At 68.5% G+C, this 14,012-nt stretch carries 13 protein-coding genes and 2 pseudogenes; 2 read left to right on the top strand and 13 right to left on the bottom strand.

The features are described 5' to 3' along the window. From DSP71_RS24345 to coaA, 8 genes and pseudogenes are all read right to left on the bottom strand, one after another. Positions 1–553 (bottom strand): annotated as a pseudogene (locus DSP71_RS24345) (hypothetical protein); the annotation flags it as partial. Continuing rightward, positions 550–2,148, bottom strand: a complete 1,599-nt coding sequence (locus DSP71_RS19175; RefSeq protein WP_113681839.1) for a cell wall metabolism sensor histidine kinase WalK — start codon at positions 2,146–2,148, stop codon at positions 550–552. The gene DSP71_RS19175 and the pseudogene DSP71_RS24345, both read right to left, overlap by 4 nt. Positions 2,149–2,356: 208 nt before the next feature. Then, positions 2,357–3,160 (bottom strand): response regulator transcription factor, encoded by an 804-nt coding sequence (locus DSP71_RS19170; protein ID WP_061018510.1) that lies wholly within the window; start codon positions 3,158–3,160, stop codon positions 2,357–2,359. Continuing rightward, entirely contained in the window at positions 3,157–3,639 is a 483-nt protein-coding gene (gene tsaE, locus DSP71_RS19165) for a tRNA (adenosine(37)-N6)-threonylcarbamoyltransferase complex ATPase subunit type 1 TsaE (protein ID WP_374939223.1), read from the bottom strand. The genes DSP71_RS19170 and tsaE overlap by 4 nt, the downstream gene beginning before the upstream one ends. Further along, entirely contained in the window at positions 3,636–4,742 is a 1,107-nt protein-coding gene (gene alr, locus DSP71_RS19160; protein WP_113681838.1) for an alanine racemase, read from the bottom strand. Before alr ends, tsaE begins: the two co-directional genes overlap by 4 nt. After that, complete coding sequence (locus DSP71_RS19155; RefSeq protein WP_017828216.1) at positions 4,739–5,098, bottom strand: holo-ACP synthase; 360 nt, start codon at positions 5,096–5,098, stop codon at positions 4,739–4,741. Before DSP71_RS19155 ends, alr begins: the two co-directional genes overlap by 4 nt. 95 nt (positions 5,099–5,193) lie before the next feature. Next, a complete protein-coding gene (gene glmS / locus DSP71_RS19150) occupies positions 5,194–7,041 on the bottom strand; it encodes a glutamine--fructose-6-phosphate transaminase (isomerizing) (RefSeq protein WP_113681837.1) in 1,848 nt (615 codons plus the stop codon). Positions 7,042–7,103: 62 nt separating this feature from the next. Then, the gene (gene coaA, locus DSP71_RS19145; RefSeq protein ID WP_046747367.1) at positions 7,104–8,057 is read right to left on the bottom strand and encodes a type I pantothenate kinase; all 954 of its coding nucleotides are present in this window, start codon (positions 8,055–8,057) and stop codon (positions 7,104–7,106) included. Between the two features lie 50 nt (positions 8,058–8,107). Here coaA and DSP71_RS19140 point away from each other — a divergent pair, with 50 nt between their 5' ends. Then, positions 8,108–9,052 carry a Ppx/GppA phosphatase family protein gene (locus tag DSP71_RS19140; protein WP_113681836.1) on the top strand — a complete coding sequence of 315 codons (945 nt, stop codon included), beginning with the start codon at positions 8,108–8,110 and terminating at the stop codon, positions 9,050–9,052. 234 nt (positions 9,053–9,286) lie between these two features. Beyond that, positions 9,287–10,156 carry a helix-turn-helix domain-containing protein gene (locus tag DSP71_RS19135; protein ID WP_147251404.1) on the top strand — a complete coding sequence of 290 codons (870 nt, stop codon included), beginning with the start codon at positions 9,287–9,289 and terminating at the stop codon, positions 10,154–10,156. A gap of 31 nt (positions 10,157–10,187) precedes the next feature. Here DSP71_RS19135 and glmM read toward each other — a convergent pair whose 3' ends face one another. From glmM to DSP71_RS19110, 5 genes and pseudogenes are all read right to left on the bottom strand, one after another. Then, positions 10,188–11,546 (bottom strand): phosphoglucosamine mutase, encoded by a 1,359-nt coding sequence (gene glmM, locus DSP71_RS19130; protein ID WP_058632689.1) that lies wholly within the window; start codon positions 11,544–11,546, stop codon positions 10,188–10,190. Positions 11,547–11,560: 14 nt separating this feature from the next. Then, the gene (rpsI, locus tag DSP71_RS19125; protein ID WP_045263679.1) at positions 11,561–12,046 is read right to left on the bottom strand and encodes a 30S ribosomal protein S9; all 486 of its coding nucleotides are present in this window, start codon (positions 12,044–12,046) and stop codon (positions 11,561–11,563) included. Positions 12,047–12,072: 26 nt separating this feature from the next. Then, the gene (gene rplM, locus DSP71_RS19120) at positions 12,073–12,519 is read right to left on the bottom strand and encodes a 50S ribosomal protein L13 (RefSeq protein WP_046747364.1); all 447 of its coding nucleotides are present in this window, start codon (positions 12,517–12,519) and stop codon (positions 12,073–12,075) included. A 182-nt stretch (positions 12,520–12,701) separates the two neighbouring features. Next, entirely contained in the window at positions 12,702–13,370 is a 669-nt protein-coding gene (locus tag DSP71_RS19115; protein ID WP_058632688.1) for an endonuclease/exonuclease/phosphatase family protein, read from the bottom strand. Between the two features lie 101 nt (positions 13,371–13,471). Then, positions 13,472–14,012, bottom strand: a pseudogene (locus tag DSP71_RS19110) (tRNA pseudouridine(38-40) synthase TruA); the annotation flags it as partial.

Raw genomic sequence — 14,012 nt, 5'->3', positions numbered from 1 at the left:
GTTGCTCCTGGGTTCCCGCACCGCCCACGACGAGGGCGGAGGCGGCGCTCACGACCGCCACGACCACGAATCCGCACGAGGCGAGAGCCAGCGGCAGCACGATGTCCCTGGCCACGGGCCGTCCGCGCAGGAGCTCGTACGCGACCATGCCGGCGAACACCCCGCTGACGAGGAAGACGACGTGGAAAGTGGGCAGATACCAGGGCGTCTCCGTCGTCGCCACGAGAAGCACGGGGGCGGCCACCAGGAAGGGGATCACCGCCCACCAGGATGCGCGGCGACCGAAGTGCAGCCGCAGTCCGATCCACACCAGCGGCTCGAAGCACAGCATCAGCGCAGAGGCCGCGGCGCGCAGCATCTGCTCATCGGTCTGCTGCCCGGCCAGCCACAGGTAGGCCCCGAGCATCCCGAGCCCGAACGCGCCGGCCCAGGTCACCGTCGCGCGGCTCGGGCGGGCGAGCGTTCCGAGCCCCACCACCAGCGCTGTCAGCACGGTGACGACGGCCACCATGCTGGTGGTGATGTCGACGCTCACCGGAACGAGCGGACTCATGTGTGCTTCTCCTTCGCTCGGTGATGCGGGAACCGCAGTGTCACCCTGGTTCCGGTGCCGGCCTCGCTGACCACATCGATGGTGCCCTCGTGGGCGGCGACGATCTCCCTGGCGATCCCCATCCCGAGCCCCGTTCCGCCGATGCCGGCGCGCATCGCGCTGTCCGCACGGAAATAGGGCTCGAACACCCGCGAGAGGTCTTCGGGAGACATCCCCGTACCGTTGTCGGAGACAGCGAGTTCCGCGTACCCATCGGGCCCTGTCGAGAGGTCCACGGTGATGATCCCTCCGGCGGGGGTGTACTTGACGGCGTTGCTGAGCAGGTTGTCCAGCACCTGGCGCAGGCGGAAAGCGTCGCCGGAGACGACGAGTCCGCCCTCCCCCTCCACGGTGAGGGTCTGTCTGCTGCCGGCGATGAGCGGTGAGTACGAAGCGGCGGACGCCTCGACGAGTTCGCGCAGGTCCACAGGGGCGAACGGCTCCGGAGCCGTGTGGCTCGTCTGCTCCAGGATGCTCCCGACGAGCTCCTGCATGCGATCGCCCGCGTGCGCGATGATCTCGAGCTGAGCGGGCACCCTGCCCGGGAGATCCTCGCGTTCGCGCAGCAGCTCCACGTGGCCGATGATCGCGGTGAGCGGGTTGCGCAGCTCGTGCGAGACGACCGCCGTGAACGCCCTGCGCTCCTCCTCGGCCTCGAGCATCGCGGTCACATCATCGATCACGACGAGAGTGATGTCCTCCCCCTCGCCGGCCGTGGCCATCGGCTGTGTGCTCACCTCCAGCGCCCTCCACTGTCCACCGCCGTCGAACAGCCAGACCCGCTCGGACTGCAACGTCTCTCCGCGCGCCGCCCTTGCCAGCGTCGTGCGCGTCTGCGGCACGGCATGGCCGCGACGCGCGTCGTACTCGACCGAGGCGGAGGGCAGAGCGGCGCCGAAGCGGTCGCGCCCGTACAGAGACCTGTACGCGTCGTTCATCTGCAGGATGCGACCGGACGATGTGACTACGACGAGCGCGGCGCCCAGCGCGTCGACGATCTGCGTGACCCTGCGCTGGTTGGCTTCGGCGCGCTCGGCCGCGCGATTGACCTGCTCCGACCGCCGTTGGAGAAGTCGGCGTGCCGCACGAGAGCGCTGAGCGCCGATGCGCACCGTGACGCCCAGGAACCCGAGGGTGATCACGAGCGTCAACAGCCGCAGCAGGATGTCCGCCGGAGTGCCGTTCTGATCCGCGAAGACCACGAGGGTGCCGCTGATGAAGGCGATGCCTCCGAGCACCCACGGCAGGGAGAAGTAGGTCGCCAGCCAGACCACGGGGAAGACCCAGAGGAAGCCCAGGCGGATGTCGGGCGCGTTCGTCGTGAAGCCGACGGCGAGGGCGTCCAGGAGCGGGATGGCAGCCACCGCGCTGTGCGGGAGTCGATGCCAGGGCACGGCCAGGGTCACCAGAGTGGTCACGACGACGAGGGCGATCCCCGTGACGATCAGAGGGTTGGCGAAGGTCTGGGGCTTGAAGGCGGTGATCATCACCACGATGGCGACGATGCTGCCCATGAACACCAGTTGCCATCGCCAGATCGAGACGGTGCGGATCATGCTCTTCGCCCGCCCTCCGGTCGATCCTCAGCTTTCCCGCAAGATTACTCAAAGATCGGTGCAGCCCGCTCTTCGGGCGGCCTCTCACCCCTAGCATTCTGAGTGGGGCCGAAACTGCGACTGGGGAACAACGCAGACGCCGGGGCCAGGCGAGTGGGGATTCGCAGGCATCCGGGGCCGCGGCTGGGGAGCCGCGGCTCCGCCCCGGTCAGTTCGTTTCGATCGTTGCGGGGGTCAGGCGGTAGCCGACCCCGCGCACGGTCTCGACGTAGCGAGGGGCGCTCGTGCTGTCACCGAGCTTTCGCCGCAGGTTGGCGATGTGCGTCTCGATCGCGCGCTTGTCCGGCTCGCTCACGTAGTCGCTCGAGCCCGGGGGAAGGCCGCGCAACCCCCGGGCGAGCTCGGCCTTGCTGCATACGCGCTGCTTCGCCTCGAGCAGTGCGGCGAGCAGATCGAACTCGGTCGGGGTGAGGTCGATCCGCCGTTGCCCGATCAGGACCATCCGCGTGTCGAGGTCGAGGCTGAGGTCCCGGTGCACCCGCCCACGCCAGGTGAGCACGGTCGCGCCGTCGGCCACGGGCTCGGGTTCGACCGGGGCACGCAGGCTCGACGCACTGCGGACGTCCGGCAGTCGAGGACGACGCAGGAGCGCCTCGATGCGGGCACGCAGCTCGCGCGGGCGGAACGGCTTCACCAGATACTCGTCGGCACCGGAGGTGAGCCCCAGAACCACGTCGGACTCGTCGGAGAGCGCCGAGAGCATGATGATGAAGGTGTCGCTGACTCGACGGATGCGCCGCGCCACCTCGAAGCCGTCGATGCCGGGCAGGTTGATGTCGAGGGTCGTGATCACCGGCTGGTGCCGCTCGACGGCCCCGAGACCGTCCACACCCGACCCCGTGAGGATCGTCTCGAAGCCCGCCGCGAGGAAGACCTCGTCGAGCAGGGAGCGCACACCGGGATCGTCCTCGATGATCACGGCGACCAGGGCGCGGACGTCCCCCGAGCTCACGAGGCGCTCTCGCGCGTGATCGTGACGAAGCGCGGCGCGTCGGCATCCAGCTCGGACGGGTCGACATCCGCCGCTCCGACGGGCCGTTCCACCTCGATGTCCCACCACGAGTCCGCCAGCTCCTCGGCCATGCCACGCCCCCACTCGATCACCACGACGGACCGCTCGAGGTCGAGGTCGAGGTCGTCGAGCTCAGCAGCCGAGCCGAGCCGGTAGGCGTCGACGTGCACCAGTGGTGCTCGGCCGACCAGGGAGGGATGAGTGCGGGCGATCACGAAGGTCGGGCTCTGCACCGGTCCGCGCACCCCCAGCCCCTCGGCGAGACCGCGGGTGAAGGTGGTCTTCCCCGCGCCGAGAGGACCGGTCAGCACGAGCAGGTCGCCCGCCTCGAGCTGCTCGCCGATGCGCAGACCCAGCTGCTCCATCTCCTCGGCGGTGGCGATCTCCCGGCGGCCGAGGAAGGCGGGATCCACGCTCACGACGTCCTCCGAGGCACCCGGGAGCCGATCCGGGTGACGATCTCGTAGTTGATGGTGTCGGCGGCTTCGGCCCAGTCCGCAGCCGAGGGCACCCCGAGGGTGGGGTCGCCGAACAGGACCACCTCATCCCCGATCGAGACGGGGGTGTCCCCGACGTCGACGATGAACTGATCCATCGCGATCCGTCCGACGTTGAGGAACCGGCGCCCGCCGATCGAGACCGGAAGCTTCCCCGAGGCGTTGCGGGGCACCCCGTCGGCGTAGCCGAGAGGAACGAGCACCAGGGTCGTGTCGCGGTCGGTGCGATGGTCATAGCCGTAGGAGACCCCGGTTCCCGCCGGCACGCGACGGACGGCGGCGATCGCGCCCCGGAGGGTCATGGCCGGCCGCAGCCCGAGTTCCGCTGAACTGCGGTCGTCGAAGGGCGAGAGGCCGTAGAGTCCCACGCCGATGCGGACGGCGTCGAGGCGCATCTCGGGCAGGTCTATGGCTGCTGCCGTGGCGGCGATGTGTCGGATCTCGGGATGGACGCCGAACGACGCAGCGGTGGCGACCCCCTCTTCGAATTTCGCGAGCGCCGCCCTGTCGTCGTCCACAGAGGTGTTGGAGAGATGGCTGAACAGTCCCACGATGCGCAGGCGCCCGATGCGCTCGAGCCGCGCCGCCTCCGCCAGCACACGTCCCCAGTCCGCCGGGGCGATGCCATTGCGCGACAGCCCGGTCTCGAGCTTCAGGTGCACTCCGACCGGCCGGTCGACAGCGGCTGCCGCGCCGGCTGCCTCGAGCTGATCGAACGAGGAGATCCCGACTTCGATGTCCTGTGCCGCGGCGTGCTCGAACCTCTCCCCCGGCGCATGCAACCACGCCATGATCGGCGCGTGCACGCCCTGTCTGCGCAGCTCGAGCGCCTCGGGGATCTCGGCGACGCCGATCCGCGTGGCACCGGCCGAGAGCGCGGCCACCGCTGCCGAAGCCGCACCATGACCGTAGGCGTTGGCTTTCACGATGGCGATCACCTCGACGCCGGTGAGGCGCCGGAAGTGCCGCACGTTGTCGGCGATGGCATCGAGATCGATGGTCGCTTCTCGGAACGGGACGGTCACAGCGGTGCTCCTTCGGCGACGACGAACGCCGCGGCGAGGCCGGCGTCATGGGTGAGAGTCAGATGCAGTGTGAGGATGCCCCGTTCCTCGACGACGGCGGCCGTCGACCCGGAGAGCACGAAGTGCGGGCGACCGGAGGGTTCCGAGGCGATCTCGATCTCGGTCCAGTGCACACCGTCGGATCCGCCCAGAGCCTTGATCAACGCCTCTTTGGCGGCATAGCGCGCGGCGAGGGAAGGCAGGCGTAACGTGCGCTCCGACGGGGCGAAGAGGCGTTCGCGAAGTCGCGGCGTCCGCTCCATCGTCCGCTCGAACCTCGGGATGTCCACGAGGTCGATGCCGGTTCCGATGATCACCCGTTCAGCCTACCGAGCCTGAATCCCGTTGAAATCGCCCAAATGGCTCCGTTTCCGCTGGAAACGAAGCCATTCGCGCGAATCGGAGGCCGGGTCTACTCGACCGTCACCGACTTCGCGAGGTTGCGCGGCTGGTCGACGTCGAGTCCCTTCGCCGTGGCCAGGGCCATCGCGAAGATCTGCAGCGGCACGACGGCGAGCAGCGGCTCGAACATCGGGCCGGCGAGCGGGATGCGGATGACCTCGTCGGCGAACGGCAGCACGGCCGCGTCGCCTTCCTCGGCGATCACGATCACCCTGGCACCGCGCGCGCGGATCTCCTGGATGTTCGAGACGACCTTGGAATGCACGAGCGCCGAGTGACGCGGCGACGGCACGAGCACGAACACCGGCTGCCCCGGCTCGATCAATGCGATCGGACCGTGCTTGAGCTCGCCGGCGGCGAAGCCCTCCGCGTGGATGTAGGAGATCTCCTTGAGCTTGAGCGCACCCTCGAGCGCGATGGGGTACCCCACGTGCCGGCCGAGGAAGAGCACCGAGCGCGTGTCGGCCATCCACCCGGCGAGTTGCGTGACGTGCTCCTGCTCGCTGTCGAGGACCTTGGCGATCTTCTCGGGGAGCGCTGCGAGCTCTGCCGCATCGAGCGAGGCGTCGGCCACGGCACCGCGGACCCGGCCCATGTGCAGCCCCAGCAGCAGGAGGGCGGTGATCTGTGCCGAGAACGCCTTGGTCGAGGCCACGGCGACCTCGGGCCCGGCGTGCGTGTAGACCACCGCATCCGACTCGCGCGGGATGGTGGCGCCCTGCGTGTTGCAGATCGACAGCGTGCGTGCACCGCGTTCGCGGGCGTACTTCACGGCCATCAGGGTGTCCATCGTCTCTCCCGACTGGCTGATCGACACTACCAGGGTGTCGGCACCGATCACGGGGTCACGGTAGCGGAACTCGTGTGCGAGCTCGACGTCGACCGCCACGCGCGCCCACTGCTCGATCGCGTACTTGCCCACCAGCGCCGCGTAGGACGCCGTGCCGCAGGCGGTGATGATGACCCGGTTGATGCCGACGAAGAGCTCGTCGAGCCCGTCGAGCTCCGGGATCACGACCTGACCGTCCTGGATGCGGCCGCGGATGGTGTTCGCCACCGCCTCGGGCTGCTCAGCGACCTCCTTGGCCATGAAACTCGACCATCCGCCCTTCTCGGCGGCTGCCGCGTCCCATGACACGTCGAAGGGCTCCGGCTCGACGGGTGTGCCGGCGAAGTCGGTGACCGTCACGGAGTCCGGGGTGATCGAGACGATCTGGTCCTGACCGATCGCGAGCGCCTTGCGGGTGTGCTCGATGAAGGCGGCGACGTCGGATCCGAGGTAGTTCTCGCCCTCGCCGAGCCCGATCACGAGCGGAGAGTTGCGACGAGCGCCGACGACGAGGCCCGGGTGGTCCTGGTGCATCGCCAGCAGAGTGAAGGCCCCTTCCAGGCGGTTCACGATGCTGCGGAAGGCCAGCTGCAGGTCGCCGCCGTTGCCGGCGTACTCCCGTCCGAGCAGGGCTGCGGCGACCTCGGTGTCGGTCTCGCTGCGGAACACCACACCGTCGGCGAGGAGCTCGTCACGCAAGGCCGAGAAGTTCTCGATGATGCCGTTGTGGATGACCGCGAGCTTGTCGTCATCGGCCAGGTGCGGGTGCGCGTTGCCATCGGTCGGACCCCCATGCGTCGCCCAACGGGTGTGCCCGATGCCGGTCGAGCCGTCGGGGAGCGGGGCATCGGCGAGCGAGTCGCGCAGGATGGCGAGCTTGCCCGCCTTCTTGCGCATCCCGAGCGTGCCGTCGCCATCGATGACCGCGACACCCGCAGAGTCGTATCCGCGATACTCCAGGCGTGCGAGGCCTGCGAGAAGGATGTCCTGGCTGGGGCGCGGGCCCACGTATCCGACGATTCCACACATGGGATCAAGAGTAAGGCGCGTTTTTTGCGAGTCGTCCGTACAATCGGGTGCCGGCGGCCGCCTCAGAGCTTGCGCAGGAGCACGCTCTCCACGTCGTGATCCGCGCCCTTACGCAGCACGAGCCGCGCACGGTGCCGGGTGGGCATCACGTTCTCGACGAGGTTCGGCATGTTGATCTCGTTCCAATATCCCAGTGCAGTGGTGATCGCCTCCTCGTCGGTGAGGTGCGCGAACACGTTGAAGTACGACGAGGGGTTGCTGAACGCGGCCTGACGAAGGGCGAGGAAGCGATCGACGTACCACTTCTCGATATGCGAGGTGTCGGCGTCGACGAAGATCGAGAAGTCGAAGAGGTCGCTCACGGCCACGTCGTTCGGCGCGGGCGGCGGCTGCAGCACGTTCAGGCCCTCGACGATGACGACGTCGGGGCGGCGCACCACCACGTTCGCATCCGGGACGATGTCGTAGCGCATGTGCGAGTAGAAGGGAGCACGCACCTCGGCGGCACCGCTCTTGACCTCGGTCAGGAACTCGATCAGGGCGCGGCGGTCATAGGACTCGGGGAAGCCCTTGCGGTCCATGATGCCGCGGCGCTCGAGCTCCGCGTTCGGGTAGAGGAACCCGTCGGTCGTCACCAGTTCCACCCTCGGGGTCCCCGGCCAACGGCTCATGAGTTCGCGCAGCAGGCGCGCGATGGTCGACTTGCCCACGGCGACAGACCCGGCGACTCCCACGACGAACGGGGTGGTGGTGTCGTCCTCCTGGAGGAACGAAGAGGTGGCGGCACCCAGGCGCTTCGTCGACGTCGCGTACAGGCTGAGCAATCGGCTCAGCGGCAGATACACCTCGCGCACCTCGGTGAGCGAGAGGCGATCTCCGATGCCGCGCAGCTCGACGACCTCGGTCTCCGTGAGTGGCTGGTCGAGTCCGGCGGCGAGGCGCGCCCACTCCGCACGCCCGATCTCCCGATACGGAGACAGCGGCAGCGTGGGGTCGGCGGTGGTCACGGGGTCCATCGTATCGGCGCGCTCACGGCGCGATGTCCGCGGGAGAGTATTCTCATCCCGTGCGCCTGGGAGTCCTCGATATCGGATCCAACACCGTCCACCTGCTCGCGGCCGACGTCCGCCCCGGTGGACGTCCGCTCGCGACGACGAGCGACCGGACGGTGCTGCGCCTCATGCGCTACCTCACCCCCGACGGGTCCATCGCGGAGGAGGGCGTCGTCGCGCTCGAGGCCGCGGTCGCGCAGGCCCGAAGGGTCGCGGAGAGCGAGCGCGTGGATGCCCTGCTCGCCACGGCGACGAGCGCCGTGCGCGATGCCCGCAACGGCGCCGACGTCATCGCCCGCATCGAAGCAGCGCTGGGACAGAGTCTCCAGGTGCTCGACGGCGAGACCGAGGCGGAGCTGACCTTCCTCGCGGTCCGTCGCTGGTTCGGCTGGTCGGCAGGTCAGCTCCTGCTGCTCGACATCGGCGGCGGCTCACTGGAGATCGCAGCGGGAGCCGAGGAGCTGCCGGACGCTGCGGTCTCGGTCCCCCTGGGCGCGGGGCGCATGACCGTACAGTTCCTGCCGAACGACCCGCCCGGTGAGACGGACGTGGAACGACTGCGCGCGCACGCGACGGCGACGCTCGCAGGGGTGCTGCCGAGGTTCGTCGCTCTCCCCCGCCCCGATCACGTGGTGGGCTCGTCCAAGGCCATCCGTTCCTTGGCCCGATTGGTCGGATATCCGGCCCAGGGATGGTCGGGGAGCGAACGGATGCTGCTCCCCCGCACCGCTCTCGGATCGTGGATCCCCCGGCTTGCACGTCTGCCCGCGTCCGCCAGACAGGAGCTGCCCGGCATCACCCCGGATCGGACGTTCCAGATCGTGGCCGCGGCCGTGTCTCTGCATGCCGCGATGACCGCCCTCGACGTGGACGAGCTCGAGGTCTCACCATGGGCGCTGCGCGAAGGCGTGCTGCTGCGCTACATCGAACAGCTGAACTGGAGCGACTCCTCCCGTTGAGCGGTGCGTGACATCGGATGAACATCCTCTGTTGCCCGCCCGGTCCGCGCCGGTATCCTCTGATCAAGCGAGCACCGGCCCGCCCGCTCGGAGGAGGACGGGAGGTGATCGCTCGGCGTGGCGGCCAGCTGGTCGACACCGTCGGTGGTCATCGGCGTCGGGGGGTGCTGAGTGGGTCCTGGAGATGAGAGCACGATCGACTCCGCGGAGCTGAGCGCGCATGGCGTGCACGCGGTGGATGAACGTGTCCCCCTCCTGGTGACGCGGCGGACGTCGGGTCCGGTGACCCTGTTGTCCCTGCAGGGCAGCACCACGGAGCTCGCCATCGACACCACCACGACTCACCCCGACCACGCGGTCTTCGCCTTCGTCGACGCCGCAGGGCTCGCGGCGAAGGAGCAGAACGGTCCGTGGATGCCCGTCGAGAGCGGGCTCGTGGTGGCCCCGCCCGGGGTCGCGGAGCGCGTGCGGTGTTTCGGCACGTGGCACATCATCGCCGCCTATGTTCCCCGCACCGCGCTCGGGACATACGTCGCCGCACTCCCCTCCTCGACATGGATCCTCGAGGAGCGACGTCCGCTCGATCGGGCGATGCAGGCGTTCATCGAGCAGGTGCTGGCCGTCGATGACGAGACGACCGCGATCGAACGATATGCGATGGAGCATCTGATCGTGGAGATGAGCGGAGCGGTGCTGCTCGACCGCGTGGACACCGTATCCGGACCGCGCTCAGCTCACGCCGCCCTGCGCGACCGAGCGGTCGCCCTGATCGCCCAGCAGTGCGGCGATCCGGGGCTGAACCCCGCGCGGGTAGCCCGCGAGGTGCAGACCTCCCTCCGCCAGCTCCAGCTGGTCTTCGCCGAGGTCGAGAACACGGTCGCGGGCGAGATCAGACACCGACGCACGCTCCTGGCGCGGTCGCTGCTCACCGACAGCCGATACGACGATCTGAGCGTCGAGCAGATCTCGCAGCGCTCAGGTTTCGCCTCTCCGATCAGCCTTCGCCGCGCCATCGAGGAGGACTACGGTGCCACGCCCCGCGCATTGCGCACCCATCGCGACGCCGCTCGGCACGGTGGGGAACGCGAAACGGCCGACCGCTGAGATCAGCGGTCGGCCGTGTTCGGTCGCGAGGTCAGAGCGACAGACGATCCTGCACGACCTCGGCGAGGCGACCGGCGTAGGCATGGACGGATTCCGCGTCGGAGGCTTCCACCATCACACGCACCAGCGGCTCGGTTCCGGACTTGCGCAGCAGCACCCTTCCGGAATCGCCGAGCTCCGACTCGATGTCGCGCACAGCCTGCTGCACGACCTCGTCCTCGGACACACGGTCCTTGTCGACGTCGCGCACGTTGATGAGCACCTGCGGGTAGACCGTCATCACCGACGCGAGCTCTGCGATCGACTTCTGCTGCCGCGCCATCTCGGCGACCAGGTGCAGGCCGGTGAGGATCCCGTCGCCCGTGGTGGCGAACTCGCTCATGATCACGTGACCGGACTGCTCACCGCCGAGCGCGTAGCCGCCCTCGTTCATGTCTTCGAGCACGTAGCGGTCGCCGACAGCGGTCTGCCGTACCGTGATGCCGTGCTCGCGCATGGCGACGTGCAGACCGAGGTTGCTCATCACCGTCGCGACGAGGGTGTCGTCGGTGAGGTGCCCGCGCTCCTTCATGGACACCGCGAGGATGGCCATGATCTGGTCGCCGTCGATGTGGTTGCCCTCGGCGTCGACGGCAAGGCAGCGATCGGCGTCGCCGTCGTGGGCGATCCCGATGTCGGCGCCGAGGCGCACGACGGCCTCGGCGAGATTGTCGAGATGGGTCGAGCCGACGCCGTCGTTGATGTTCCAGCCGTCAGGGTCGGCGCCGATGACGGTGACCTCGGCGCCCGCATCCCGGAACGTCTCAGGAGAGACTCCTGAGGCGGCGCCGTGGGCGCAGTCGAGCACCACGTGGATACCGTCGAGGCGGTTCGGGAGCGAGCCGAGAAGATGCATGACGTAGCGGTCCTCCGCGTCGGAGAACCGGTCGATGCGTCCCACCCCGGCGCCCGTCGGGCGCAACTTCTCGCCGGACATGGCCTCTTCGATGCGCCGCTCGACCTCGTCGGGGAGCTTGCGGCCCCCGCGGGCGAAGATCTTGATCCCGTTGTCGGGAGCGGCGTTGTGCGATGCGGAGATCATCACACCGAAGTCGGCGTCACGGTCGGCGACGAGGAAGGCGAGCGCGGGTGTCGGAATGACCCCCGCCTCGAGCACGTCCACTCCCGAGGAGGCGAGACCGGCAGCGACGGACGCCGCGATGAAGTGCCCGGAGACCCTGGGGTCGCGGGCCACGACTGCGGTCAGCCGCTTGCCTTCGGCCTTGCGAGCCTCCGCAGTACGGCCCTGGCCCAGGACGACAGCAGTCGCCTGGGCCAGGGTGAGCGCCAGGTCGGCGGTGAGGATGCCATTGGCGAGTCCTCGCACACCGTCCGTGCCAAAGATCGGCATCGGAGCAGTTGACCTTAACGCTTCGAGTACTGAGGCGCCTTACGGGCCTTCTTGAGTCCAGCCTTCTTGCGCTCCTTGACGCGAGCGTCGCGCGAGAGGAAGCCGGCCTTCTTCAGGGTCGGACGGTTGTTCTCCTCGTCGATGCCGTTCAGCGAGCGGGCGATGCCGAGGCGAAGCGCACCGGCCTGGCCCGAGGGGCCTCCGCCGGAGATGCGCGCGATGACGTCGTATGCACCGGCGAGGTTCAGCACGGTGAACGGGTCGTTGATCAGCTGCTGGTGCAGCTTGTTCGGGAAGTAGTCCTCGATCGTGCGGCCGTTGACCGTGATCGTGCCCGAGCCGGGGACGATGCGCACGCGGGCGATGGCCTGCTTGCGACGGCCGACAGCGGCACCCGGGACGCTGAGGACGGGGCGGGGAGCCGCCTCGACCGCGTCGGTCTCGGGAGTCGACGTCGAGAAGTTCTGGGGGGTTTCGGTGGTGTCCTGGATGTCAGCCACGAGTATGTCCTTAAGTCTTACGGCGCTTACTGGGCGACCTGGTCGAGGGTGTACGGCGTCGGCTGCTGCGCGGCGTGCGGGTGCTCGGCACCGACGTACACCTTGAGCTTGGACAGCTGCTGGCGGCCGATGCTGTTCTTGGGGAGCATGCCACGGATGGCCTTCTCGACAGCGCGGACCGGGTTCTTCTCGAGGAGCTCGGCGTAGGTGACGGACTTCAGGCCGCCCGGGTAACCCGAGTGGCGGTAGGCCATCTTCTTCTGGAGCTTCTGACCGGTGAGCGCGACCTTGTCGGCGTTCACGATGATGACGAAGTCACCCGAGTCGATGTGGTTGGCGAAGGTCGGCTTGTGCTTGCCACGCAGGAGCGTAGCGGCGTGCGAAGCCAGACGGCCGAGAACGACGTCGGTGGCGTCGATGACGACCCAATCGCGCTGGACTTCGCCAGCCTTGGGAGTGTAAGTGCGCGTCACGATAGTGCTGCTTTCTTGTGTCGAACGGAGAAGTTCGTGAATCCCACTCCGGGGTGGTTCTTCCCGACAGGGAGGAACACGCCAGTGGAGGGCTCACGTTCGGACGATGCGCTTTCTCCGCGGACGGGAAAGGCACCAAAGGGAAATCATACGCCACCGGTGCCGTATGCCCAAACCGCGGCTCAGTCGGGCTTGACCGTGACGAGGATCGGACGGTGATCGCTCGCCCCCTGCGGCAGGGTCGTGATGCGCTCGATCTCGAAGCCCGTCGACGTGGCGAAGTCGTAATGGCCCCGGAACACCCGGTAGCGCGTGTACGTGTGGTCGTCGCTGAGGGAGAGCGCGTAACCGTGGTCGCGCACGGCCTGACCGAGGTTCTCCTTGAAGATCGGATAGTTGTAGTCACCGACCATCAGCTGGGGCAGGCCCTCTCCGAGCGCGGCGAGCTCGGAGAGCGCGGCGCGGATCTGGTGACGGCGCAGGGAGTTCAACGCGGTCAGCGGAGCGGCGTGGAAGGAGGCGACGATGAAGTCCTGGCCGTCGTCGATGTCGCGCAATCGCGCACCGAGAACGCGTTCGTGTGCGGGTTTCGCGATCCGGTCGTGCAGGGATTTCTTGAGTCCGAGCATGCGGATCGCCTGCAGGTGGAACGTGCTCGCGCGATAGAAGAGTGCGAGTCCGAGACGGTTGCCCTGGGTGGCGTCGGCGAGCACGAGGTCGCCGATCTGCGTCGGCAGCGCGGGGACGTCGCACTCCTGCAGACAGAGGATGTCGGGATCGTGCTCGCGCACCAGAGTCACGAGCTCACCCGCGGCTCGATGCTTCTGGAGGTTGTACGAGATGACCTTCATGACCGTTCCACGCTACTCCGGCCCGCTGTGCATCTGCTCCGGGTTGCACACCGTGACTCGTCTGCGGTATTGCGCCGCATGCCCCCTGCTCGAGGCGCGCGTCAGTCGCGGTCTCGACGCGCGCGCGTCTGGATCGCTCGCGACGACAGCAGCTCGTCGGCGGGGTACCCGACCTCGGTGAGGATCAATCCCCGCGCGGCCAGCACCTTGAACTCGCTGGTGCGGGTGAGCGCATCGCGCAGCACCACGAGGTCGTCGACATCGAGGCGCCCCTCCCCCACGGCGACGCAGGCCCCGACGAGTGCGCGCACCATGCTGTGGCAGAACGCGTCGGCCTTGACCTCCGCGACGAGCACGCCGTCGGCATCGCGCTCCCAGCGGTAGTCGAGCAGTGTGCGGATCGTCGTCGCCTCTTCCCGAGGCTTGCAGTACGCCGCGAAGTCGTGCAGTCCGATCAGCGTCCGCGCCGCGGCATCCATCGCGCGCTCGTCGAGGCGGCCGCGGACGAGGGTCGTGTCGTGGCGCCGCAGCGGGTCGTACCCGGCCTGTCCGTCGGCGAGACGATAGCGATAGCGACGCCAGACCGCAGAGAACCGCGCGTCGAAGCCCTCGGGGGCGATCGACGACCGCGTGACGGTCACA

It is taken from the genome of Microbacterium sp. H6, assembly GCF_003314775.1.
Classification (GTDB): Bacteria; Actinomycetota; Actinomycetes; order Actinomycetales; family Microbacteriaceae; genus Microbacterium; species Microbacterium oxydans.
Note: the sequence above shows the minus strand (reverse complement) of the source record. Positions and strands in the feature narration are given on the sequence as shown.